Origin of the sequence: Pseudomonas flavocrustae (genome assembly GCF_029872515.1) — a bacterium.
GTDB lineage: Bacteria > Pseudomonadota > Gammaproteobacteria > Pseudomonadales > Pseudomonadaceae > Chryseomonas > Chryseomonas aestiva.
In genome coordinates, this window is record NZ_JAPDIQ010000002.1 from 56,461 (window position 1) to 80,623 (window position 24,163).

The window sequence follows — 24,163 nt, forward strand, 5'->3', positions numbered from 1 at the left end:
CACCCCCTCCGCCCGCTAGGCTATTCCGTAGCTCTCACGCAGCTGCTGCCGGTAGCGCTGGTAGGCCGCTTCGTACTCGGCGACCCGTGCGGGATCCGGTTCGGCACGGCTGGCCGGGTCCAGATGCACGCAGCGCTCGGTGAGGCTGTCGAGCGATTCCGGATGCCCCTGTTCGCGACTCCAGCACCAGGCGGCCTGCAGCGCGCCACCCAGGGCCGCGGCTTCGCCGTGGATCGGGCAGACCACCGGGGTGTTCATCAGATCGGCGATCAGCTGGCGCCAGACCGGACTCCTGGCGCCGCCGCCGATCAGTCTCAGGGTATCGCCGGGCATGCCCTGGTCACGCAGCAGGTCGAAGCCGTATCTCAGGGCGAAGCTCACTCCCTCGACCACCGCCCGGCACAGGTTGGCGCGGGTGAGGTTGGTGGCGGTGAGGCCATGCAGGCTGGCGGTGGCGGTCGGCAGCGCCGGCACCCGTTCGCCATTGAGGAAGGGCAGCATCAGCACCCCCTCCGCGCCGATGGGCGACTCCGCCACCAGACGGGTGAATTCGGCGAGATCCAGGCCGAGCAACTCGCGGATCTGGCCGCTGGCATTGGTCAGGTTCATGGTGCAGATCAGCGGCAGCCAGCCGCCGTTGGACGAGCAGAAGCCTGCCACGGCAGGATGCTCGCTGATGCGAGGTTCGTCGGAGTACCCATAGAGGGTGCCCGAGGTGCCCAGGCTCAGGGTGATCTGGCCGGCGCGGCTGTTGCCGGTGCCCAGGGCGCCCATCATGTTGTCGCCGCCACCGCTGGAGACCAGCGCCTGGGCGTTGATGCCCAGTTGGCTGGCGACCTCCGGTCGCAGCCGCCCGACTGGCTGGTCGGCTTCGATCAACTCCGGCAGGGCGCGCTCCAGGCGACCACTGGGGTCGATATGGCGCAGCAACTCCAGGTCGTACTGGCGCGTGCGCACATTGAAATAGCCGGTGCCCGAGGCGTCGCCGTATTCGGCCACGGCGCGGCCGGTCAGCCAGAAGTTCAGGTAATCGTGGGGCAGCAGCACCTGGTCGATCTGGTCGAACACCTCCGGGTGCTGTTCCTTGGTCCAGAGCAGTTTGGATACGGTGTAGCCCGGCGCGATGGCCAGGCCCAGGCGCTCGATGGAGCCCTCCGCCCCGCCCAGGTGGTCCAGCAGCCGCTGGTTTTCCGGGGTGGATTCGGTGTCGCACCAGAGCTTGGCCGGACGCAGGACCTTGCCGCTGTCGTCGAGCAGTACCAGACCATGCTGCTGGCCGGAGACGCCGACGCCGAGGATGTCCTGCCCATCGCTGCCGGCCTGCGCCAGGGCGGCGCGGGTGGCCGCCACCAGCGCCCGGATCCAGTCCGCCGGATTCTGCTCGCGGCGGCCGTTGGCGGCCTCGGTCAAGGGGTGCGGCGCACTGCCTTCGCCCAGTACCACCCCGCGCTCGACATCCAGGATCACCGCCTTGGTGCCCTGGGTGCCGCAGTCGATCCCGAGAAACTTCATGCCTGGCCGCTCCTTGTTGTTGTTAGGGCTTGTCTGAAAAGTCGACGCTGAGCAGGCAGCTTTCTGCCAGGGCTAGTCGCCGAGCAGGGTCTGCAAGGTGGCGCTGACCCCGTGGGTACGCAAGTTGTACAGCTGCCGCTCGAAGGCGGCAACGAAGGCCGCGGATTTCGGGATGTGCTTACCGAAGATTTCCTCGGCGCCCAGCAGGCGCTCGGTAAGATTCTTCTGATCCTGCACCAGTTCCTCGCAGTAATTGGCGCGCGGATCGGGGATGCGATAGGTCGCCCCGGTCTCGTCCACGCCACGCAGATAGACCGCCCAGGCGGCCACCACCAGGGCGGCGCGATCCATGGCCTGGTCGTCTTCGATCAGGCGGTTGATGGTCGGCACGGTGAACTTGGGAAACTTCGACGAGCCATCGGAGCAGACCCGCTCCAGCTGGTCGGCGATGGCGCGATTGGAGAAGCGCTCGATCAGGGTGTCCTTGTACTGGTCGAGATCGATGCCGGGCACCGGTGCCAGCTGCGGGGTCACGTCCTCGTCCATGTAGGCGCGGATGTAGCGCACGAACAGCGGATCGGCCATGGTCTCGTGGACGAAACGGTAGCCCTTGAGGAAGCCCAGGTAGGTCAGCGCCAGATGGCTGCCGTTGAGCAACTTGATCTTCATCTCCTCGTAGGGGGTGACGTCATCGGTGAACTGGACGCCGACGTCTTCCCAGGCCGGACGACCGGCGACGAACCTGTCTTCCAGCACCCACTGCAGGAAGGGCTCGCAGACCACCGGCCAGGCGTCCTCGACGCCGTGTTCGGCCAGCAGTGCCTCGCGATGGGCGGTGCTGGTCATGGGGGTGATGCGATCGACCATGGCGTTGGGGAAGCTGACGTGCTCGGCGATCCAGCCGTGCAGCTCTTCGTCCACCAGGGCGGCATAGGCCAGCAGGGCCTTGCGGGTGACCTGGCCATTGTGCGGAAGGTTGTCGCAGGACATCACGGTGAAGGGACCGGTGCCCTCGGCGCGGCGCTTGGCCAGGGCCGCCAGCAGGAAGCCGAAGACGCTGCGCGGATCGCCCGGATGCTGCAGGTCGTGCTGGATCTGGGGCAGCTTGAAGTTGAATTCGCCGGTGCTGTCATCCATGCAGTAGCCGCCCTCGGTGATGGTGAGGGAGACGATGCGGGTGCTGGGATGGGCCAGCTTGTCGATCAGCGTCTGGGTGCCGTCTTCGGCCAGCAGCATGCCGCTGATGGCGCCGACGACGCGCACCTCGGTGTTCGGCTCGTCGGCCAGCACCACCTGGGTGTAGAGATAGTCCTGGCCGGCCAGGGCATCACGCATGGCGCGGTCTTCGGCGCGCAGGCCGACGCCGCAGATGCTCCAGTCCAGGTCGCGGCCCTGATTGAGCAGGGCCTCGGTGTAGATGGCCTGGTGCGCGCGGTGGAAGCCGCCGACGCCGATGTGGACGATCCCCTGACGCAACTGGCAGGAGGCGTAGCCGGGCTTGGCGATGTAGTCGGGAAGCTGTTCGAGGTGCTGGCGATTGAGTTTCACGATGGCGATCCTGCAAGGCGGTGCCCCGGGCGCGTGCGGGGCGCCGGGGCAGGAAAGGGGAGAGGGGTCAGGCGGCTTTGCGCAGCAGCGGCGCCACGGCGCGGCCCTGTTCGTCGAACAGGTGGCAGAAGTCGACGTCCAGCGCCAGGCGCTGGCGTTCGCCGTAGGCGACGGCGCAGTCACCCGGCACGCGCACGGTCAGCGGCTCCTCGGCCTCGGTGACCATGTGGCAATAGGTGTCGCTGCCCAGGCGTTCGGCCACGTCGCTGATGACCGGCAGCTGGCCGTCGGCGGCCAGGCGCAGGTGTTCTGGGCGAATGCCCAGGGTCACCGGGCTGCCGATCGCGAGGTCGTCACCACGGCGTGGCAGGTGCAGGCGCGGACCGGCCGCCAGCTCCACCTCCACGCCCTGGGCGTCGGTGGCCACCACCTTGCCCTTGAAGAACGCCATCTTCGGCGTGCCCAGGAAGCCGGCGACGAAGAGGTTGGCCGGATGGTGATAGAGCTCCAGGGGCGAACCGACCTGTTCGACGCGGCCGCCGTTGAGCACCACCACCTTGGTCGCCAGGGTCATGGCTTCCACCTGGTCGTGGGTCACGTAGATCATGGTGGCCTGCAATTCCTGGTGCAGACGCGCCAGTTCCAGGCGCATCTGCACGCGCAGGGCGGCGTCCAGGTTGGACAGGGGTTCGTCGAACAGAAAGATCTTCGGCTGGCGGACGATGGCGCGGCCGATGGCCACCCGCTGGCGCTGGCCACCGGAGAGCTGACGCGGCTTGCGCTCCAGCAGCGGCGTCAGCTCGAGGATGCGGGCGGCATCGGCGACCTTGCGCTCCACTTCCTGCTTGTCGATCTTGGCCAGATCGAGGGCGAAGGACAGATTCTTGCGCACGCTCATATGCGGATAGAGGGCATAGGTCTGGAACACCATGGCCAGGTCGCGCTTGGCAGGCGACACTTCGGTGATGTCGCGACCGTCCAGCTCCAGGGTGCCGCTGCTGACCTCTTCCAGGCCGGCGATGAGGCGCAGCAGGGTTGACTTGCCGCACCCGGACGGGCCGACGAAGACCACGAATTCGCGGTCGTTGATGTCGAGGTCGACGCCCTTGATGATTTCCAGCGAGTCGAAGCCCTTGCGCAGGCTGCGGATTTTCAGATTGGCCATGACAGGAGTCCTCTTGTTCTTATTTCACCGCGCCGAACGATAGGCCGCGGACGAGTTGTTTCTGGCTGATCCAGCCAAAGATCAGGATGGGCGCGCAGGCCAGCGTCGAGACGGCCGACAGCTTGGCCCAGAACAGTCCCTGGGGACTGGAGTAGGAGGCGATCAGCGCGGTCAGCGGCGCGGCGTTGGACGAGGTCAGGTTCAGCGACCAGAAGGCCTCGTTCCAGCAGAGGATCAGCGACAGCAGCATGGTCGAGGCGATGCCGCCCTTGGCGATCGGCAGCAGCACCCGGACGATTTCCTGGTAGGTGGTCGCGCCATCCAGGCGCGCGGCCTCGAGGATGTCCTTGGGGATGTCCTTGAAGTAGGTGTAGACCATCCAGACCACGATCGGCAGGTTGATCAGGGTGTAGACGGCGATCAGCAGCAGCCGGCTGTCGAGCAGTTCGAACTGCTTGGCCAGCAGATAGATGGGCACCAGTACGCCCACCGCCGGCAGCATCTTGGTGGACAGCATCCACAGCAGCAGGCGCTGGGTGTTCTTGGTCTCGTGGAAGGCCATGGAATAGGCCGCCGGCAGCGCCAGCAGCAGACTCAGCAGGGTGGCGCCAAAGGAGATCACCACCGAGTTCAGCGCGAAGTGGAAGTAGTCGCTGCGTGCCTGGATGGTCAGGTAGTTCTCCAGCGTGGGCGTGAAGAAGAACTGCGGCGGCGTGGCGAAGGCGTCGATCTCGGTCTTGAAGCTGGTCAGCACCATCCAGAAGATCGGGAAGAACAGCACCAGGGCTACCAGCCAGGCGAGCAGGCCCAGCAGCAGGCTCTGCAGGCGCCGGGATTGCTTGAGCGTCAGCATGTCAGGGTCCTCACTGTTGGGTCAGGTTCTTGCCGAGCATCCGCACCAGGATGATGGCGGCGATGTTGGCGATGAGCACGGCGATCAGGCCGCCGGCGGAGGCCAGGCCGACGTCGAACTGCAGCAGGGCCTGGTTGTAGATCAGGTAGGCGAGGTTGGTGGAGGCGAAGCCCGGACCGCCACTGGTGGTGGTGTAGATCTCGGCGAACACCGACAGCAGGAAGATCGTCTCGATCATCACCACCACGGCGATGGGCCGCGCCAGGTGCGGCAGGGTCAGGTGCCAGAAGATGGCGAGCGGGCCGGCGCCATCCAGGCGGGCCGCTTCCTTCTGCTCCTGATCCAGCGACTGCATGGCGGTCATCAGGATGAGAATGGCGAAGGGCAGCCACTGCCAGGACACGATCAGGATGATCGACAGCAGCGGATGGGTGGCCAGCCAGTCCACCGGGGTGGCGCCGAAGAGTTTCCAGACCGCGGCGAGAATGCCGGAGACCGGATGGAAGATCAGGTTCTTCCAGATCAGGGCGCTGACCGTGGGCATGATGAAGAACGGCGAGATCAGCAGGACGCGGACGATGCCGCGGCCAAGGAACTCGCTGGCTTCCAGAAGCGCCGAGATCAGCACGCCGAAGACCACGCTGATCAGCAGCACGCTGCCCACCAGCAGCAGGGTGTTGCTCATGCCGGGCCAGAAGCCGGCATCGGTGACGAAGTATTCGAAGTTCTCCAGGCCGACGAAGGCGTGCTCGCCCGGATAGAGCAGGTTGTAGCGGATCAGCGAAAACCAGATGGTCATGCCCAGGGGCACCAGCATCCACACCAGCAGCAGAGCCACCGAAGGACTGATCAGGAACCAGCCGGGACTAGCACGACGGCGTTGACGACGGGCGGGAGCGGCAGGGGTTTCGACGGCGGGCGTCTTGAGGGTGGAGGTCTGCATGGCGATGCTCCGCAAGGCAGTGGGCCGTGACGAGGCACTGGCGTCTCGCGACGCCAGCGACGGATCAGGCAGGAAAAGCCGCTAGGCCTGGGTCCGCGGGGTGCGGACCCAGGGCTCCAGCGCTACTTGGGATAGCCGGCGCGCTTCATTTCCCGGGCGGTGGACTGCTGCGCCGCCTGCAGCGCCTGCTCGACCGACATCTGCCCGGTGAGGGCCGCGGCGAACAGCTTGCCTACCGAGGTGCCGATGGCCTGGAACTCGGGGATGGTCACGTACTGGATGCCCACATAGGGCACCGGCTTGGCCGAGGGATGGGCCGGGTCGGCGTGCTGCAGCATGTCCAGCGAGACCTTGGCGAAGGGCGCCGCGTCCATGTAGGCCTGGCTGTAGGTGGACTTGCGGGTACCCGGCGGCACGTTGGCGATGCCGTCCTTGTCCGCGACCAGCTTGGCGTAGTCCTTGGAGGTGGCCCAGGTCACGAAGGTCTTGGCGGCATCCTTGTGCTTGGATGAAGTCGGGATACCCAGGGACCAGGCGTACAGCCAGGAGGAGCCCTTGTCGGTGACCTCGCGCGGCGAGCCGGCGAAGCCGACGCTGTCGGCGACCTTGCTCTGGCTCTTGTCCATGGTGAAGGAGCCGGCGACGCTGGCATCGACCCAGATGGCGCACTTGCCGCTGTTGAACAGCGCCAGGTTCTCGTTGAAGCCGTTGCTGGAGGCGCCGGGCGGACCGTACTTCTTCATGTTGGTGACGTAGTAGTTGGCCGCCGCGGTCCATTCCGGGCCGGTGAATTCCGGTTGCCACTTCTCGTCGAACCAGCGCGCGCCGAAGGCGTTGGCCATGGTGGTGACCAGGGCCATGTTCTCGCCCCAGCCGGCCTTGCCTCTCAGGCAGAGACCGTACTGGTCCTTGTCCGGCTGGTGCAGCTTGCCGGCGAACTCGGCGATCTGGGTCCAGGTGGGCTGGGTGGGCATGGTCAGCCCAGCCTGCTGGAACAGGTCCTTGCGGTAGTAGGTGATGGAGCTTTCGGCGTAGAAGGGCAGCGCATAGAGGGTGCCCTTGACCGACAGGCCTTCGCGAACCGACGGGAAGAGGTCGTCCAGGTCGTAGTTGGCGGGCAGGTCCTTCATGGGCTCCAGCCAGTTCTGGGCGCCCCAGAGGCCGGTCTCGTACATGCCGATGGTCAGGACGTCGAACTGACCGCCCTGGGTGGCGATGTCGGTTGTCAGCCGCTGCCGCAGCACGTTTTCCTCGAGCACCACCCAGTTGAGCTTGATGTCGGGGTGCTGTTCTTCGAAGGTCTTGGACAGCCGCTGCATGCGGATCATGTCGCTGTTGTTGACGGTGGCGATGGTGACCGTTTCGGCGGCCTGGAGGGCCAGCGAGAAGGTCAGGCCTGCAGAGAGGGTGACAGCGGACAATAAAAGCGCTTTTGGTGTTGTTTTCATCTTGCACTCCGCGTCCTGTGCAACTGCAGCAGACGCTTTTCTTGTTGTTGTAACCCACTACGCGGCCGGCTGTGACGGCCTTTGCAGCGGAAGCCACGGACCGATTACAGCCCGTTGCCGCCCGGGAAACAAATGCTGAAAGACACCAAAATCGGTATTTTTTTGCACATCCGCGCAAGGCTGCGCGGGACGTGCGATCCGGCCGGCGGCTCTGCCTAGAGACTTTCCGCCTTGACCTTGGTGATGCCGTCCTCGCGATAAAGCTGCAAGGTTCCGGGGGTGGATTCGATCACCCGCTCGTTTTCGATGAGGAAGGAATAGACCGGCGTCGCACTGCCCGGGGCGCGCAGGTTGCGATATTCGTAGACCACCAGGCGATCGAGCTGCGCGACCCGCTGCGGCGAGCCGAAACTCTGCCGGAGTTGTTCCTGGGTACGGCCGCCGAATTGCGACGGATCGGCCGGGGGCTGCGTGGGAGCCGAGCTGCAGGCCGACAGGGCGGCGAACAGGAGAAGGGACAGGCGTTTCATGACGGCTCCGCGTGCAGGTTGAAAGGGCAGAAGAGTTGAGCTGCCCGTAGAACCAGACGGACCTGAAAAAAAGCGATTCATTCCCCAGACAGGATCAAAAAGCATACGAATGGGAAACCATCCGTCGACATCAATCCAACGGACTAGAATACCCAGCGTTGCTCTTGAGCAAGGGTTCGATGTTCGTTCAGCCAGCGGGCGCCATTGACTGGCTGCCGACTGTCGCGCAACTGGGCGTCAGTTCTGGCAGGGATGGCATCGGTACTCGAGAGGGGGACCTGAAGGGTGAGGTCCGCCAGCTTGAGCGGCGGTACGGCGGGGAGGGTGGCAGCTTCGGCATGAAAGGCGGCGAAGGTTGCGATGACGCTGGCCAGAATACGAATTCCCATTCCTTGGGTCTCCTGGTAGATCCGAAGCGCGAATCTACCATTCCACTGCCTATTTGGTTCCCGCTTAGTCTGACGTTACTGCGTATTTGTGATCCCGTTCGTCATCCTCGTTACCGGTCGGTCACGCTACCGACAAGCGGATGCCGGGTCGCTCAGGCGACCGGTAGCGGCTCGCGGTGCTTGGCCGCCAGATAAGCGAAGAGCGGCGGGCAATCCGACACCAGGCTGACCAGGGTCTGGCCACCGGCGGGCTCTTGCCGCAACAGCACCTTCTCGCCTCGCACGTTGAGATAGAGGGTGTATTCCGGCGTGCTGGACTGAGCCATGAATCCTTCGCCCATCAGGGCGCTGCCCAGGGCCATCCGCTGTGGCAGATCGCAACTGCCCTGCCACTGGAAGGCACGAATGCCAAGGTTCTCCAGGGTTTCGGCAACGGCGCAGTCGATGCTCAACGGCGGATGATCGAAGAGCGGAAATTCCTGCGACAGCAACTCGAGATGGCGTTCCAGACCTTCGAAATGCTGTCTGGGAATCAGTCGCCGCAACTGCTGCAGCTGACCATTGCCGTGGAATAGCGAAGTTTGTGCGGTCATGGCGTCCTCCCGGTACAACGAGCACTCAACTGTTCTGACGGCGGCGAGCGGATTTGGTGCGGTCCGTCGCTGCATTTCGCCGTCCTGAGTGCCAATACCCGACAGCCTGCGCCGCCGAGATGACACGGCCATGACCAGGGGCTTCTAGTCGGACCTTTGCCGACATCGGCAGAATTTGGCCAGTGCACGGCCACGGTCTGACCGGGGCCAGCGTCAAGGGCGCTGACGGGCAGGATCGCGACTATTCTTTTCCACCGGTGGAACTGGCACCCTGACGCCTTTTCCCGTTCCAGGAGCGCTCATGACCGCTATCGCCCCCGCCATCGCCGAACGCTACCGCGCTGTCCAGGACATCGCCCGGGAAGCGGCGCAGCTCGGCCTCGACTTCTATCGCCGGCGTGGTGCGCTGCAGGTGGACCACAAGGGCAGCGACCTGCAGGACGTGGTGAGCATCGCCGACAAGACGCTGGAGGAGCTCATCCGCCAACGCCTGAGCGAGCGCTTTCCGGAGGATGGCCTGCTGGGCGAGGAGGGCGGCGCCACCGACCTGTCCGCGCCCTACCTCTGGGTCATAGACCCCATCGACGGCACCGCGCCCTTTCTCAACGGCCTGCACAACTGGTGCGTGTCCATCGGCCTGATGCACGAGGGCGAGCCCTTGCTCGGCGCCATCATGGATCCGAATCACGACGAACTCTTCCATGGCCTGCGCGGGCACGGCGCCTTCGTCAACGGCCAGCCGCTGCGCGTCCATGCGGCCACCGAGATCCGCCAGGGCCTGACCGGGCTGGGTACCACTCATAGACGCGGCAAGGAACACTTCCTGCCATTCGTGACCGGTTTGCTCGCCGAGGGGGGGCAATTCTTCCGCAATGGCTCGGGTGCCCTGATGACGGCCTATGTCGCCGCCGGCCGGCTGATCGGCTATTACGAAACCCTGATCCATGGCTGGGACTGCCTGGCGGGCCTGGTCCTGATCCAGGAGGCAGGGGGGCGCCACAACGCCTTCCTGCGCAACGATGGCCTGGTCAATGGCAATCCCCTGCTGGTGGCAGCGCCCGGCGTCTACGATCAGCTTGCCGCGCTGGTCGGGCCGTCGCTGGACGCTTGAGCGAAACGACCCGGAAGCGCTCGCCTTTCAATGTCCGGAGGAATGCCGATGAAAGACCGAACCAGGACAGTGCTGTTCGCGACCACCCTGTTGCTGCCCGGCCTGGCTGTGGCGGCCGACGGCGGCTGCGCGGCGAAGCGCCTGACGCTGGAGCGGCAGATCGCCCAGGCGCAGGCGCAAGGCGATGCAGGGCGGCTGGCGGGGTTGCGGCGGGCACTCGGCGCGGTCCAGGCGCATTGCACCGACGCCGGCCTGCGCCAGCAGCGGCTGGACGTCATCCAGGCCCGGAGCCGCGAGGTGGCCGAGCGAGAACGGGATCTGCGTAGCGCCCAGGCCAAGGGCGACGCAGACAAGATCCAGGTGCGCACCCGAAAGCTGGCCGAGGCGCGCCGTGAACTGGAAGAGGCCCGCGCCAGGGCGGACCGCTGAGCGATCTCAGCGCGTTTCCTTGCGATAGATGCTCGGCTTCCAGTAGTCCTTGAGCAGCAGGTGCAGGGGGCCGCGCCAGCCGCGCTTGCGCAACTGCCAGGCGATCAGCACGTTCATGATGCCGTGCCCCAGCAGCAGTACCGAACCGTGGCGTTCGGCCAGTTCGATGAGGTGATCGGCCGCCTGGCCGGCGCGTACCGAGGAACTGCCGATGGACTCGGTATGGGCGGCGAAACCCAGGAACCAGGCGGATCTGAACAGCAGGCGCCAGGCCTTGACCGGCAGTCGCGGCGTATCCAGTTCCAGATAGGGCAGGTGGGCTTCGGCATAGCGGTCATCCACCGGGCTGCCGGGGCACCCCATCAGGTACTCGAGCGAGCGCACGCAGCGACTCAGGGGACTGCTCACCACGTAACCCGCCTCTTGCGCCAGCCGCCGCGTCTCCGCGGGCTCCTGGCCTGCGGGCACCGGCGCCTTCTGGTAGCGCGCGACCCAATCCTTCATCTCCCTTGGAGTGCAGCGGGCCTTGCTGGATAGATCGGGCTTGCCGTGACGGACCAGAATGATCTGCATGAAAGGTAACCTTGGAAAGATTGCTCACTAGACCGCTGCCGGTGCCGTTCGTCTCGCGGGGTCGTGATGGCATGAATAGTGGCCAGGTGCCATTCGTACTACTTTGCGTGCCGCTTGGCTTGTTTATCTGGTAGAAGGTGACTGGGTTCACGAGTCTGGAGCCCTGACCGCTGCGCAGCAGGCCGCTTCAAGGTTCCATCCGAGGTCCTGCCGGCAATCCGTCGCCCCACGGCGGCCACGCCCTTCCATCCAGGGACCAGGAAAGCATGAAGACAACACTGTTCGCATTGGCGCTGCTCGGGCTGCAATTGCTGGGGTCTGCGCCGGTCACGGCCGCGGAAGAGGCACATGTGGCGCTGATCAAGAGCGTCTCGGGCAGCGTCAAGGTAGTGCGCCAGAATGCCACCCTGGACGCTCAGGCCGGTACCACCCTGGAGGTGGCCGATCGCCTGCAGGCCGGTCCGGATGCCACCGCCGCCATCGTCTTTCTCGACGGCACCCTGCTCACCCTGGGCAGCGACGCCGATGTGCAATTGCGTGACTATCTCTTCGAGCCCAAGCGCAGTCGCTATGGCTTCTCGCTGTACCTGACCAAGGGCTCCGCCATCTACTCGTCCGGCAAGATCGGCAAGGTCGCCCCCGACACGGTCAAGATCGAAACGCCGACCGCTACCATCGGCGTGCGCGGCACCCGTTTCCTGGTCCAGGCCCAATGAACGCGATGGTCGCTGTCGCGTCCCCTGGGCGTCTGCTGCTGAGCGTGCTGTTGTCCGCGCTGCTGCTGGGCGGCTGTGCCAGTCCGCCGCCGCCGCAGACGCGGGTCATCCTCATGCCCGATGAAGACGGCCATGTCGGCGCCGTTTCGGTAACCAGCTCGGCCGGTCGCCAGGCCATCGACCAGGGCTTCGGCGAGGTCACGGTGGGCGCACCGGGGCAGGCGCCGACCGCTGTGCAGGCGGTCGCCCAACCCCTTTTCGAGCAGCAGCATCGACAGGTGCTGGCGGCTCAGCCGTCGCCGCCGAAGACCTACATCCTCAACTTCCTCTCCGACAGCATGGAGCTCACGCCGCAGTCCAAGGCGCTCCTCCCTGAGGTGCTGGAAACGGCACGGCAGCGCATCCCCACGGAGATTTCGGTTTTCGGCCATGCGGATGGCTCGGGAGCGCCTTCCTACAACCTCGACCTCTCGGGGCAGCGTGCCCGCAAGGTGGCCGGTCTGCTGCAGCGGCTCGATCCCAAGTTGCGTATCAATGTCGAGTTTTTCGGCGATACCGTGCCCCTGGTGCCGACCCGTCCCGGCAAATCCGAGCCACGCAACCGGCGTGTCGAAGTCCTGATTCTCTAGGTTCGCGGGCATGAACTCCGTTGCGACCCTGCTGCGCCGGCGCGCGCCCTGGATGTTCCTGGTCAGCCTGGGGCTGTCGCTGGCCTTCGGCCTCGCTGCCCTGGCGCAGTTGCCGCCGCTGCAGTACCTCGATCGCCTGGCCTACGACCAGCTCAGTCGCCTTGCGGCCAGCACCGAGGATGCCACGGATGTCCAGGTGGTCAGCATCGACGAGGCGAGTCTGGCGGCGCTCGGGCAGTGGCCCTGGCCCCGCTACCGGGTCGCTCAGCTGCTCTCCCGCATCGCCGAGGCCGAGCCGGCGGCGATCGCCGTGGATGTCCTGTTCAGCGAGCCGGACCGGACCTCGCTCAAGGCCTTGCAGCAGAGTTTCCGCGACGACTTCGGTGTGGACCTGAACTTTTCCGGAGTGCCTGCGGAATTGCAGGACAATGACGGTTATCTCGGCTACGTCATGGGGCAGACGGGGGCCGTCGGCGCCCGTTTCTTCTTTCTCGATCTGCAGCAACCCGTCTCCGGCGGACTGCGGCCAGGGGTCGGCTTCACCGGCGACCTCGACGCCCTTCAGCTGCCCGCAGCCAGCGGCGCGCTGGACAACGTGGCCCCCATCGCCAGCCAGACGCGCTTCAGCGGCTTCATCAACAGCCAGCGTGACAGCGATGGCATCCTGCGGCGCGTCCCCCTGCTGCTCAGCCACCAGGGCATCCTCCATCCGAGTCTGGCGCTGGCCGCCACCCTGCGCGCCCTGGGGCTGAACGAGGCGGTGGTGGATAGCGGCCTTGCCGGGCCGATGCTGCGACTCGGCGATCACCGGCTGCCACTCGATCGCGAAGGCCAGGCGCTGCTGCGGCTGCACAGCGGGGCCGAGCACTATCCGGAGGTCTCGGCAGTGGCGGTGCTCAGCGGCGCGGTGGCGCCGGCCACCCTCAAGGGCAAGGTCGTCTTCGTCGGCGTCTCGGCCGCAGGCTTCAACGACCTGCACACGACGGCGCTGGGCCAGATCTTTTCCGGTGTCAGGCTGCAGGCCGCCCTGACCCAGGACCTGCTGGACGATGCCCTGGTACGGATTCCCCAGTTCGCCGGCGTGCTGCAACTGGTGCTATGCCTGACCGGCGGCCTGCTGCTCGCCGTTGGCTTTCTCTTCAATCGCAGTCAGCGTCGCTTCGCCCTGCTGGCGGCCGCCTTGATCGTCCTGCCGCAACTGCTGGGCGCCTGGCTGTTCGTTCGCCATGACGTCTTCCTGCCGCTGGCCGCGCCTCTGCTGCTGGTGGCGATGCTCTCGGCGCTGGCGCTGATCACCCGGATCATCCTGGCGCGTCAGCACGAAGAGCGCTGGCGCCGGCAGCTGGAACGCTCGCGGCAGGTCACCATCGAGTCCATGGCGGCGGTCGCCGAAACCCGCGATCCCGAAACCGGTGCCCATATCAAGCGCACCCAGTACTACGTTCGCGCCATCGCCGAGCAGTTGCGGCTGTCCGGCCACGCGCCGGAGCAACTCACGCCCGATTACATCAAGCTGCTGTTCCTGTCCGCGCCCTTGCACGACATCGGCAAGGTCGGCGTGCCGGATGCCATCCTGCTCAAGCCCGGCCGGCTGACCCCGGAGGAGATGCAGGTGATGCAGCGGCATGCCGAATTCGGTCGGCAGATCATCCTCAGCACGGCCAGCCATCTGGAGGATGACAACTTTCTCGCCCTGGCCGCCGAGATCGCCAGCACCCACCACGAGAAGTGGGATGGCAGCGGCTATCCCAACGGATTGTCCGGTACCGGCATCCCGCTGGCGGGGCGGATCATGGCGGTGGCCGATATCTACGACGCCCTGATCAGCCGGCGCTGCTACAAGGAGCCGTTCAGCCATGCGGATTCGCTGCAGATGATGCGCGAGATGCGCGGCAGCACCTTCGATCCCCTGGTGCTCGACGCCTTCCTGGCCATCGAGCCGCAGATCTGCGCCATCGCCCAGCGCTTTCACGATGAGGGAGTGGGTGGCTCCAGGCGGCTGGTTTGAACCGGCCCACCGCCGTCTGTAGTTTCCCCAGCCCTCCATTTCCAATTCCGCCTTCACCACAGCGATAGGCCACCGCTCGCGCAACAGCTTTGCCCACTGCCGCGCAAGGTAGGCAGGTCAGTCCCTGTTTCCTTGAAACATTTCCTCGAAAATAGTCAGGACAGGGCGATGGAAGGCTGACACCGGCAGAGGCGCGTCCTTGAGCGCTTCCGGAGCGGAATCGGCTGATTTGCGTTCGCTTATGATATTAATTTGCATTTACAGATGCATCCAGGTTGCATAGCCTGCGTTCCGCCGCGCAAGACGGCAATGGATACCGGTCCCTGGAAAGCCTCCAGCGAGTCCTTACGTGGGGTACGGACGGGTCGGTGTTTCCCTAGAGGACGACCAACGACATGCAGCTCTTCTCCCTTCGTCTCATCGCGCTTTCCGTCTCCCTGGGCGTGGCGACCCTCGCCCAGGCCGCTCCCGTGGCGCTGTCGCAACCGGCGCAGCCGCTGGCCGATGCCTTGCAGAGCTTCGCGCGCGCGAGCGGTTTCCAGGTGAATTACGATCCTGCTGCCCTGGTGGGCAAGCGAGCACCGGCACTGGCGGGGCGGATGGAGCCGGATGTCGCCCTGCAGCGCCTGCTGGCGGGCAGTGGCCTCGCGGCCTCGGTCAGCGGCTCGGTCGCGACCGTCGCCCCGGTGGCCACCCAGGCGGCGACCGGCAGCGTGGCGCTGGAGGCCACCACCATCAGCGCGGACGATGGCTCCCTGACCGGCCGGACGACCACCGAAGGGACACGCTCCTACACCACCGGCGCCATGAGCACCTCCACCGGCCTGCCCCTGTCGATCCGGGAGACGCCCCAGTCGGTGAGTGTCATCACCCGGCAGCGCATGGAAGACCAGGGCATGACCGATCTCAATGATGTGGTCAGATACGCCCCTGGAGTGACGCTGAACAAGTTCGGCGGCGACCGTCAGGAATTCCTCTCCCGTGGCTTCCGCATCGACAACATCATGTACGACGGCCTGCCCACCACGGCCGGGACCTTTACCCTCGACACCCTGTCCTCGGCCGATCTGTCCATCTACGACCGCGTCGAGGTGGTTCGCGGCGCCACCGGCCTGATGACCGGCGCCGGCGATCCTTCGGCCACCCTGAATCTGGTGCGCAAGCGCCCGACCGCCTTCCCCCAGGTCAGCGTCACCACCAGCGCCGGCAGCTGGGACCGCTACCGTACCGAGGTCGACGCCTCCAACAAGCTCAACGAAGCCGGCACCCTGCGCGGTCGCGCCGTGGCCGCCTACGAGGACGGCCACAGTTTCCAGGACGTGCGCGAGCGCAAGCGCCAGACCTTCTATGGCGTCCTCGAAGCGGATCTCAGCGACGCCACCACCTGGACCATCGGCGCGTCCAAGCAGCGCGAGGACAAGACCTCCGATTGGGGCAGCCTGCCCAGCGGTCCCAATGGGGAAAACCTGCACCTGTCGCGCTCCACCTTCCTGAGCGGCGACTGGGCTTACTGGGATCAGGACAACTACACCCTGTTCTCCGACATCACCCACACCTTCGACAACGGCTGGAAGGCCAAGCTGGCGGCGCAGCAGGTCTGGGCGAATTCGGATACCTATTCCAACTACGTCACCACCCTGCCGAGCAACAACTACGCCTACAACACGGTGGCCGATCTCGGTACCGCTTCCGGCGCCTACCGTACCGATTCCGACCAGCTCAACATCGACGCCTCGGTCAGCGGTCCCTTCCAGTTGCTGGGCCGCGAGCACGAATTGATGGCCGGGGTGAGTCGCCGTCAGGAGAAGTTCTATCAGCGTGGCGGCTACTCGGGTGCTACACCGATCGATATCTACAACTTCCGCCCCAGCAGCATTCCCAAGCCGGCCAAGGACAGCCTGACGCCCTATGCCAGCAAGAACACCACGACCGAAGAAGCGATCTACGCGGCGGCGCGTTTCAACCCCATAGACCCGCTGCACGTCATCGTCGGCGGCCGGGTCAGCTGGTATGACTTCGACAACCTCTACAGCGATGACGACTACAAGGCCACGCGTGAATTTACGCCCTATGCCGGCATCATCTACGACCTGAACGACACCTATTCGGTCTACGCCAGCTACACCGATATCTTCAAACCGCAGAGCCAGCAGAACACCGGTAACTCCGTGCTCGCGCCCATGACGGGCAAGAGCTACGAGATTGGCCTGAAGGGCGCCTATTTCGACGGTGCCCTGAATGCCTCCGTAGCGCTCTTCGAGACCATTCAGGAGGGCCGCGCCTATGAGCTGTCCCCCCAGCCGATCGAGTGCACCCGGCAGAGCCGTACCTGCTACGACACTGCCGGCGAAGTGCGCAGCCGTGGCATCGATGCGGAGATCTCCGGGCAACTGGCGCCCAACTGGCAGGCATCGGCGGCCTATACCCTGGTGCTGAGCGAGTACACCAAGGATCTGGTCTACGAAGACCGCCGCTTCGCTCCGGAGCAGCCCAAGCATCTGTTCAAGGCTGCCACCAGCTATCAACTGACCGGGGATCTGAGCAAATGGCGCATCGGCGCCGATGTGCTGGCGCAGAGCGAGACCTTCAAGCGGGTGGGTAATGGCGAGGCCAAGCAGGACAGCTATTCCGTGGTCGGCCTGATGGCGGGCTACCGCTTCAACGACCACTGGGATGGCCGGGTCAACTTCAACAACATCTTCGACGAGAAGTATTGGCAGGGCATTCCCAGCGGCACGGGTTTCGGCACCTACGGCGATCCTCGCAACGTCATGCTTAGCCTGAAGTGGACGCTGTAACCGGCGCGTGACTCGTACGCTTCGCCCTTGTCCGATCCCCCGGACCTGGGCGAAGCTGCGGACTTCCGCGAAGGAGTGCCACCCATGTCCAGCTCGCTCGTCCATCTGGAACGCTATGCCGATCGTCACGCCGAGGGCCTGGCCGCCCTTTATGGCGATCCGGTAGTGGCGCGACAGGTGCTGCAATTGCCCTATCAGACCGCCGAGCAATGGCGGCAGCGGCAGAGTGCCGAGCGCGAGGGCCGGGTCGCGCTGGTCGCCCTGCAGCAGGGGCGGGTTGTGGGCAGCGCCAGTCTCGAACAGCAGCCGCGTATTCGCCGCCAGCATTGTGGTGCCATCGGTATGGGCGTGGCCCGGGATTGCCAGGGGCAGGGCATAGGCACCCAGCTGCTGACGGCGCTGCTCGACCTCGCCGACAACTGGATGAATCTGCAACGGGTCGAGCTGACGGTTTTCAGCGACAACGAGCCGGCCCTGGCGCTCTATCGCAAGCTCGGTTTCGAAGAAGAAGGTCTGCTGCGGCGCTATGCCCTGCGCGATGGGGTGTTCACCGACGTCTACAGCATGGCGCGCTTCAAGCCCTGATCGGGTGTATGAAAGAAACTTGAGTTCATCACAAGAAACCTGAGTTTGTTTCATGCGTCGCGCGAGAAGACAATCTCCAGCCTGTCAAGTGGAGGTGTGCAATGGTCAAGATTCATTCCCAGGGTTCCGCGCGCAGCGAGCAACAGGGTGACGCGTCCCTGGCGTCTCTCGACAATTGCGACCGCGCCGCCCTGATCGCCCAGGGACGCGAGCAGCGTCGGCAGGCGTGGCGTGCCCAGCAGGCTGCGGGTTGTGAGTGGCTCACGGTAGGCGACTTTGGCTGGGGCGATCGGGTGCTGGCGCACTCCTGTCTGGTAGGCGCTGCCGCCCATGTCGAGCCGGCGGACGATCACGGGTTCGCCGGCACCTGTCAGGTTCCCGTATTCACCTCGGACCAGTCCTTTGCCATCGGCTGGGAACAGCTTTTCGATGAGGTCGCCGAGGCCCAGGCGCTCGGTCTGGCCGTCAAGCCGATAATCCTCGGGCCGCTGAGCTATCTGTGGCTTGGTCGCGCACTCGATCCCGCCTTCGACCGCCTCGAGCTGCTGGAGTCGCTGCTGCCGGTCTACGGCGAGATCTTCGCGCGGTTGGCCGCCCAGGGCGTGGAATGGATCCAGCTCGACGAGCCGCTGCTGGCGCTGGAGCTGCCGCTGGCCTGGCGTACCGCCTTCGAAAGGGCCTACAACCTGCTGCAGCGCGAGCCGCTGAAGAAGCTGCTGGGCGTGCGTCACGGTGAGCTGATCGACAACCTGGGCCTGGCTACCGCTCTGCCGGTGGAGGGGCTGCATGTCGACTGGCCGCGTTCGGTCCAGGCCCAGCAGGGTCTGCTCGATCGGCTGCCGGCCTACAAGACGCTGTCGCTGGGCCTGGTCGAAGACACCGAGGCCGGGCAGATCGGCCAGCAGCGGCGGCTGCAATTCGCCTACCAGATCGGCGAACGCCTGAAGGAGCGCCTCTGGCTGTCGCCCGTGGTCTTTACCGGAGATGCGGACACGGCCCAGGCCGCTGCTCTGACAGCCGAATTCAACGCTCTGGTGCGGACCGCTCGCCAGGCAGCCGTGGACAAGCCGGTAGCGCCCAGGCAGCAGCCCTGGTCGGCGATCGAAGCGGCCCTGGCCAAGCTGGGCGCCGCCCAGTCCGGGCTGGTGTCGTCCTGAATCAGCGGTGGGCGGTCAGCAACAGACCGCCTGCGCCGGCAAAGAAGGCCCCGGTAGCCTGGTTGAGGCGACGGACCCCACGGGGTCCGCGGATGAAGCGGCGGATCTGCCGGCCGAACAGACCATAGATGAAGGCCGCGACCATTTCCGCGAACAGATGGGTGCCACCCAGGTAGACGAATTGCTGGGTCGTCGGCTGAGTGGGGTCGATGAACTGCGGAAAGACCGCGGCGAACAGCAGGATCGCCTTGGGATTGCTGATGCCGATGAGGAATTCCTGCAGCATCAGCCGGTGCAGCGCCCGCGGTTGGGCCGCCCCGGTCTCGGTCAGGTCCAGGCCGTCGAAGGCCCGGCTGCGCCAGCTCTTCACGCCGAGGTAGAGCAGGTAGAGCGCGCCGATCCACTTGATGACGGTGAAGGCCGTCTCCGAAGCCAGCAGCATGGCGCCCAGGCCCACCGCCGAGATCACCAGGAAGATCACGAAGGCCACATCGCGACCCAGGGCCGCCAAGCCCGCGGTCACCGCGCCATGGCGGATGCCATTGCCGAGCGAGCAGAAGTTGTTGGGGCCGGGGGTCAGGGCGATGAGCAGGGCGACCGGAAAGAACAGCAGGGCATCGACGAGGTTCATGGCGGTCGCCTGGCGCGCCACGCAGGCGCTGCAGAGGAGGGTGGTCGGCTATTTAAACCGTCTTTCCACGCCTTTCTCCACCAGAATCTTCGCCGAGATCTCCTCCACGGAAAAATGCGTGGTGTTGATGAAGGAGATGTTCTCGCGACGGAACAGACTCTCCACCTCGCGCAGTTCGAATTCGCACTGGGCGAAGCTCGCATAGCGACTGTTGGGCCGGCGCTCGTGGCGGATCGCCGCCAGGCGCTCGGCGTCGATGGTCAGCCCGAACAGCTTGTCCTTGTAGGTCTTGAGCGAAGCGGGCAACTGCAGGCGCTCCATGTCCTCTTCGGTCAGCGGATAGTTCGCCGCGCGGATGCCATATTGCAGCGCCATGTAGAGGCAGGTCGGCGTCTTGCCGCAGCGCGAGACCCCCACCAGGATCAGATCGGCCTGCGCATAGTGGGTCGTGCGGGCGCCGTCGTCGTTTTCGAGTGCGAAATTGACGGCCTCGATCCGCTCCATGTAGTGACTATTGTGCATGATCGAATGTGACTTCCCTACCGAATACGAAGATTCGGCGGAAAGTTCCCGTTCGAGCGGGGATAAAAACGTGGAGAAGATGTCGATCATGAACCCGTTCGACTGGTCCAGAATGGCCCGGATGTCACGGTTGACGATGGTATCGAAGATGATGGGTCGCGCACCGTCCTGGACGGCGGCGGCATTGATCTGCTGTACCATCGCCCTGGCCTTGTCCAGCGTATCCACGTAGGGGCGCGTGATCTTTCTGAAGGTGATGTCCCCGAACTGGGCCAGGAGGCTCTGACCGAGGGTTTCGGCCGTGATGCCGGTACCGTCGGAAATGAAAAAGGCGGTTCGTTGCATGGAGGGACGTCCTGGTGGCGTACGGGGCAGGGATCGCTGCACTGTAACCTACCGCCGTCCACTGTCCATGGGGCGGGCGCCGAGGCGTACTGCTTTCCCACAAAGACACAAGATGGAGAGAAGACCTTGGACGAGTATGTAATTTCACTGGAGCAGCTTGGCGTACACGACGTCGAGCGCGTGGGCGGCAAGAACGCATCTCTCGGCGAGATGATCGCCAACCTGGCCAACGCGGGCGTCTCCGTGCCGGGCGGGTTCGCCACCACGGCCCAGGCCTATCGCGATTTCCTTGAGCAGAGCGGGCTGAACGAGCGTATCCACGCCGCCCTCGATGCCCTGGATGTCGACGACGTCGTCGCCCTGGCCAAGACTGGCGCCCAGATCCGCCAGTGGGTCATGGATGCACCCTTCCCCGAGCGCCTGGACGCCGAGATTCGCCGGGCCTTCGCCGAGCTCTCGGCAGGCAACCCCAATCTCGCCGTGGCCGTGCGCTCTTCGGCGACCGCCGAAGACCTGCCGGATGCCTCCTTTGCCGGCCAGCAGGAAACCTTCCTCAACATCCGCGGCGTCGACAACGTCATTCGCGCGGCCAAGGAAGTCTTCGCCTCCCTCTTCAATGACCGCGCCATCGCCTACCGCGTCCACCAGGGCTTCGATCACAAGCTGGTCGCCCTGTCCGCCGGCGTGCAGCGCATGGTGCGTTCGGAAACCGGCGCCGCCGGCGTGCTCTTCACCCTGGATACCGAATCCGGCTTCCGCGATGCGGTCTTCGTCACCGCCGCCTATGGCCTGGGCGAGACCGTGGTGCAGGGCGCGGTGAACCCGGACGAATTCTATGTCCACAAGCCCACCCTGGAAGCCGGTCGCCCGGCCATCCTCAGACGCAACCTGGGCAGCAAGGCGATCAAGATGGTCTATGGCGAAGAAGCCAAGGCCGGCCGCTCGGTCCGTACCGTCGATGTCGAGCCCGCGGATCGCGCGCGTTTCTCGATCACCGACGCCGAGGTCACCGAACTGTCCAAGCAGGCGCTGATCATCGAGCGCCACTATGGACGGCCGATGGACATCGAGTGGGCCAAGGACGGCGACGACGGCAAGCTCTACATCGTCCAGGCCCGTCCTGAAACCGTGAAGAGCCGGGCCAGCGTCACCGTCATGGAGCGCTACCTGCTCAAGGACAAGGGCCAGGTGCTGGTGGAAGGCCGTGCCATCGGCCAGCGCATCGGCGCCGGCAAGGTCAAGATCATCCGCGACGTCAGCGAGATGGATCGCGTCCAGCCCGGCGATGTCCTGGTTTCGGACATGACCGACCCCGACTGGGAGCCGGTGATGAAGCGCGCCAGCGCCATCGTCACCAACCGGGGCGGTCGTACCTGCCACGCCGCCATCATCGCCCGCGAGCTGGGTATCCCGGCGGTGGTCGGCTGCGGCAATGCCACCAGCCTGCTCAAGGAAGGCCAGACCGTCACCGTCTCCTGCGCCGAGGGCGATACCGGCCTGATCTACGAAGGCGAGCTGGACTTCGACATCCGCAAGAGCTCGGTGGATGCCATGCCCGAGTTGCCGTTCAAGATCATGATGAACGTCGGCAACCCCGACCGTGCCTTCGATTTCGCCCAGCTGCCCAACGCCGGCGTGGGTCTGGCGCGCCTCGAATTCATCATCAATCGCATGATCGGCGTGCACCCCAAGGCGCTGCTGAACTACGACAGCCTGCCCTTCGAGGTGAAGGAAAGCGTCGACAAGCGTATCGCCGGCTATTCGGATCCGGTCGGCTTCTATGTCGAGAAGCTGGTGGAAGGGGTCGCCACCCTGGCAGCCGCCTTCTGGCCGAAAAAGGTCATCGTGCGCCTGTCGGACTTCAAGTCCAACGAGTACGCCAACCTGATCGGCGGCAAGCTCTACGAACCCGAGGAAGAGAACCCCATGCTGGGCTTCCGCGGTGCCTCCCGCTACATCAGCGAGAATTTCCGCGACTGCTTCGAGCTGGAATGTCGCGCCATGAAGAAGGTGCGCGAAGAGATGGGCCTGACCAACGTCGAGCTCATGGTGCCCTTCGTGCGCACCCTGGACGAGGCGGCACGGGTGGTCGAGTTGCTCGGCGAGAACGGCCTCAAGCGCGGCGAGAACGACCTGCGCGTGATCATGATGTGCGAGCTGCCCTCCAACGCCCTGCTGGCGGACGAGTTCCTCGAGCACTTCGACGGCTTCTCCATCGGCTCCAACGACCTGACCCAGCTCACCCTGGGCCTGGATCGCGACTCCGGCATCATCGCCCACCTGTTCGACGAGCGTAATCCGGCGGTCAAGAAGCTGCTGGCCAATGCCATCGCCGCCTGCAACCGGGCCGGCAAGTACATCGGCATCTGCGGTCAGGGTCCCTCGGATCACCCGGACCTGGCCAAGTGGCTGATGGAGCAGGGCATCGAGAGCGTCTCGCTCAACCCCGACTCCGTGCTCGACACCTGGTTCTTCCTGGCTGAAGGCAACGCCTGATCCCAGGACTCACCCCGCCTGGCAGGCGGGGTGAGCCTTTCCAGGATTAATTCCCCCATTCCCCACGAAGGTGGCGCCTGCGCCCTGTTCAGGGCCGCCTTTGCCGGAGCGCTTGACCGGAAGCGGTCGCGATCCCTGCAAGAGACGTCAGATGCAGCAGTACGACAGCGATGTGGAACAGGGTCTCATCTATGGCTATCTCCTCGATGGCCGTGGCGGCGGAAGACGCCTTAGCCGCCGGGAACTGGCCGAGGCCGAGCCGGGCCCCGGCGAGGTGCTCTGGCTACACTGGGATCGCAGCGTTCCCGAAGCCCAGGCCTGGCTCCGGCAATCCAGCGGCCTGAGCGAATTCGCCTGTGACCTGCTGCTGGAGGAGGCGACCCGCCCGCGGCTGGTCAATCAGCCCGACGACAGCCTGCTGCTGTTCCTGCGCGGGGTGAACCTCAATCCTGGCGCCGTGCCCGAAGACATGGTGTCGCTGCGGGTATTCGTCGACAAACGCCGGGTGATCTCGCTGCGCATGAGACCCATGAAGGCTGCCGCCGAAGTCCAGGAAGACCTGGAAACGGGCATCGGCGCCCAGAGCGCCGAGGAACTGGTGCTCTATCTCGCCAGCTACATGACCAGCCGGGTCGATGACCTGGTGCGCGGCCTGTCCGACCAGCTCGATGGCCTCGAAGAGCAGGTCGACCAGGATGAGAACAGCCTGCCCGACCATGCCCAGGTGCTCACCCTCAGGCGTCGCGCGACCGGGTTGCGCCGTTACCTGGCCCCGCAGCGCGACATCTATGGCGATCTGGCCCGTGGCAAGCCCGCCTGGTTCGTCGAGGCGGCCAGTCAGGGGTACTGGAGCGAATTGCACAACAGCCTGGTGCGCAACCTGGAAGAACTCGAGGTAATGCGCGAGCGGGTGGCGCTGCTGCAGGACGCCGAACAGCGGGCGACCACGGAAAAGACCAATCGCACCCTCTATCTGCTGGCCATCATCACCGGTTTCTTCCTGCCCATCAGCTTCATCACCGGTCTGCTGGGAATGAACATGGGCGGCCTGCCGGGTTCGTCGTCTCCCTTCGGCTTCGTGGCCGCCTGCCTGCTGATCGCGGCGGTATCGATCTTCCAGGTCTGGCTGTTTCGCCGACTGCGCTGGCTGTGACCCGCCTCCACCTCGTTGCGTCAAGAGGA

At 65.2% G+C, this 24,163-nt stretch carries 22 protein-coding genes; 10 read left to right on the plus strand and 12 right to left on the minus strand.

Annotated features, from left to right (window positions below; genetic code table 11):
• Positions 1 to 15 precede the first annotated feature (15 nt).
• The 9 genes from xylB to OMP44_RS04940 all read right to left on the minus strand — a co-directional run bounded on the left by xylB (position 16) and on the right by OMP44_RS04940 (position 8,981).
• Positions 16 to 1,512, minus strand: a complete 1,497-nt coding sequence (xylB, locus tag OMP44_RS04900) for a xylulokinase (RefSeq protein ID WP_280306833.1) — start codon at positions 1,510 to 1,512, stop codon at positions 16 to 18.
• A gap of 72 nt (positions 1,513 to 1,584) precedes the next feature.
• Positions 1,585 to 3,060: a mannitol dehydrogenase family protein gene (locus tag OMP44_RS04905; protein WP_273861224.1), complete on the minus strand. Its 1,476-nt coding sequence runs from the start codon at positions 3,058 to 3,060 to the stop codon at positions 1,585 to 1,587.
• 67 nt (positions 3,061 to 3,127) lie between these two features.
• Entirely contained in the window at positions 3,128 to 4,225 is a 1,098-nt protein-coding gene (locus OMP44_RS04910) for an ABC transporter ATP-binding protein (protein WP_187978786.1), read from the minus strand.
• A 19-nt stretch (positions 4,226 to 4,244) separates the two neighbouring features.
• Entirely contained in the window at positions 4,245 to 5,078 is an 834-nt protein-coding gene (locus OMP44_RS04915) for a carbohydrate ABC transporter permease (RefSeq protein ID WP_133859697.1), read from the minus strand.
• Positions 5,079 to 5,088: 10 nt separating this feature from the next.
• Positions 5,089 to 6,021: a carbohydrate ABC transporter permease gene (locus tag OMP44_RS04920; protein WP_133859696.1), complete on the minus strand. Its 933-nt coding sequence runs from the start codon at positions 6,019 to 6,021 to the stop codon at positions 5,089 to 5,091.
• A gap of 122 nt (positions 6,022 to 6,143) precedes the next feature.
• Positions 6,144 to 7,469, minus strand: coding sequence for an ABC transporter substrate-binding protein (locus tag OMP44_RS04925; protein ID WP_187978787.1), 1,326 nt, complete (start codon positions 7,467 to 7,469; stop codon positions 6,144 to 6,146).
• A 215-nt stretch (positions 7,470 to 7,684) separates the two neighbouring features.
• The gene (locus tag OMP44_RS04930; RefSeq protein WP_133859695.1) at positions 7,685 to 7,999 is read right to left on the minus strand and encodes a hypothetical protein; all 315 of its coding nucleotides are present in this window, start codon (positions 7,997 to 7,999) and stop codon (positions 7,685 to 7,687) included.
• A gap of 143 nt (positions 8,000 to 8,142) precedes the next feature.
• Positions 8,143 to 8,388 (minus strand): hypothetical protein, encoded by a 246-nt coding sequence (locus tag OMP44_RS04935; RefSeq protein WP_133859694.1) that lies wholly within the window; start codon positions 8,386 to 8,388, stop codon positions 8,143 to 8,145.
• 152 nt (positions 8,389 to 8,540) lie between these two features.
• Positions 8,541 to 8,981 (minus strand): hypothetical protein, encoded by a 441-nt coding sequence (locus OMP44_RS04940; RefSeq protein WP_133859693.1) that lies wholly within the window; start codon positions 8,979 to 8,981, stop codon positions 8,541 to 8,543.
• A 301-nt stretch (positions 8,982 to 9,282) separates the two neighbouring features.
• On the opposite strand from OMP44_RS04940, the gene OMP44_RS04945 reads away from it, so the two are divergent.
• Both OMP44_RS04945 and OMP44_RS04950 read left to right on the plus strand, forming a co-directional pair.
• A complete protein-coding gene (locus OMP44_RS04945; RefSeq protein ID WP_280306835.1) occupies positions 9,283 to 10,092 on the plus strand; it encodes an inositol monophosphatase family protein in 810 nt (269 codons plus the stop codon).
• Between the two features lie 48 nt (positions 10,093 to 10,140).
• A complete protein-coding gene (locus tag OMP44_RS04950) occupies positions 10,141 to 10,521 on the plus strand; it encodes a DUF1090 domain-containing protein (RefSeq protein ID WP_166655859.1) in 381 nt (126 codons plus the stop codon).
• Positions 10,522 to 10,527: 6 nt separating this feature from the next.
• Here OMP44_RS04950 and OMP44_RS04955 read toward each other — a convergent pair whose 3' ends face one another.
• A complete protein-coding gene (locus OMP44_RS04955) occupies positions 10,528 to 11,094 on the minus strand; it encodes a histidine phosphatase family protein (protein ID WP_280306836.1) in 567 nt (188 codons plus the stop codon).
• A gap of 266 nt (positions 11,095 to 11,360) precedes the next feature.
• Between OMP44_RS04955 and OMP44_RS04960 the strand changes: the two genes are divergently transcribed.
• The 6 genes from OMP44_RS04960 (at position 11,361) to OMP44_RS04985 (ending at position 18,987) form a co-directional block, all read left to right on the plus strand.
• Entirely contained in the window at positions 11,361 to 11,810 is a 450-nt protein-coding gene (locus tag OMP44_RS04960) for a FecR family protein (protein ID WP_280306837.1), read from the plus strand.
• Positions 11,807 to 12,439, plus strand: a complete 633-nt coding sequence (locus OMP44_RS04965) for an OmpA family protein (protein ID WP_280306838.1) — start codon at positions 11,807 to 11,809, stop codon at positions 12,437 to 12,439. Before OMP44_RS04960 ends, OMP44_RS04965 begins: the two co-directional genes overlap by 4 nt.
• A 10-nt stretch (positions 12,440 to 12,449) precedes the next feature.
• The gene (locus tag OMP44_RS04970) at positions 12,450 to 14,447 is read left to right on the plus strand and encodes a CHASE2 domain-containing protein (protein WP_187978792.1); all 1,998 of its coding nucleotides are present in this window, start codon (positions 12,450 to 12,452) and stop codon (positions 14,445 to 14,447) included.
• Positions 14,448 to 14,842: 395 nt separating this feature from the next.
• A complete protein-coding gene (locus OMP44_RS04975; protein ID WP_187978793.1) occupies positions 14,843 to 17,245 on the plus strand; it encodes a TonB-dependent siderophore receptor in 2,403 nt (800 codons plus the stop codon).
• Between the two features lie 84 nt (positions 17,246 to 17,329).
• Positions 17,330 to 17,830 carry a GNAT family N-acetyltransferase gene (locus OMP44_RS04980; RefSeq protein WP_133859685.1) on the plus strand — a complete coding sequence of 167 codons (501 nt, stop codon included), beginning with the start codon at positions 17,330 to 17,332 and terminating at the stop codon, positions 17,828 to 17,830.
• Positions 17,831 to 17,931: 101 nt separating this feature from the next.
• Positions 17,932 to 18,987 (plus strand): hypothetical protein, encoded by a 1,056-nt coding sequence (locus OMP44_RS04985; RefSeq protein WP_280306839.1) that lies wholly within the window; start codon positions 17,932 to 17,934, stop codon positions 18,985 to 18,987.
• A gap of 1 nt (position 18,988) precedes the next feature.
• Here the strand turns inward: OMP44_RS04985 and OMP44_RS04990 are convergent, their stop codons facing one another.
• Together OMP44_RS04990 and ppsR are read right to left on the minus strand one after the other, a co-directional pair.
• Positions 18,989 to 19,618, minus strand: a complete 630-nt coding sequence (locus tag OMP44_RS04990) for a LysE family translocator (protein WP_280306841.1) — start codon at positions 19,616 to 19,618, stop codon at positions 18,989 to 18,991.
• Positions 19,619 to 19,666: 48 nt separating this feature from the next.
• Positions 19,667 to 20,485 carry a posphoenolpyruvate synthetase regulatory kinase/phosphorylase PpsR gene (gene ppsR / locus OMP44_RS04995; RefSeq protein ID WP_133859682.1) on the minus strand — a complete coding sequence of 273 codons (819 nt, stop codon included), beginning with the start codon at positions 20,483 to 20,485 and terminating at the stop codon, positions 19,667 to 19,669.
• A gap of 126 nt (positions 20,486 to 20,611) precedes the next feature.
• On the opposite strand from ppsR, the gene ppsA reads away from it, so the two are divergent.
• Positions 20,612 to 22,981, plus strand: coding sequence for a phosphoenolpyruvate synthase (ppsA, locus tag OMP44_RS05000; RefSeq protein WP_280306842.1), 2,370 nt, complete (start codon positions 20,612 to 20,614; stop codon positions 22,979 to 22,981).
• A gap of 151 nt (positions 22,982 to 23,132) precedes the next feature.
• Positions 23,133 to 24,134 carry a zinc transporter ZntB gene (locus OMP44_RS05005; RefSeq protein ID WP_187978796.1) on the plus strand — a complete coding sequence of 334 codons (1,002 nt, stop codon included), beginning with the start codon at positions 23,133 to 23,135 and terminating at the stop codon, positions 24,132 to 24,134.
• Positions 24,135 to 24,163: the final 29 nt, after the last annotated feature.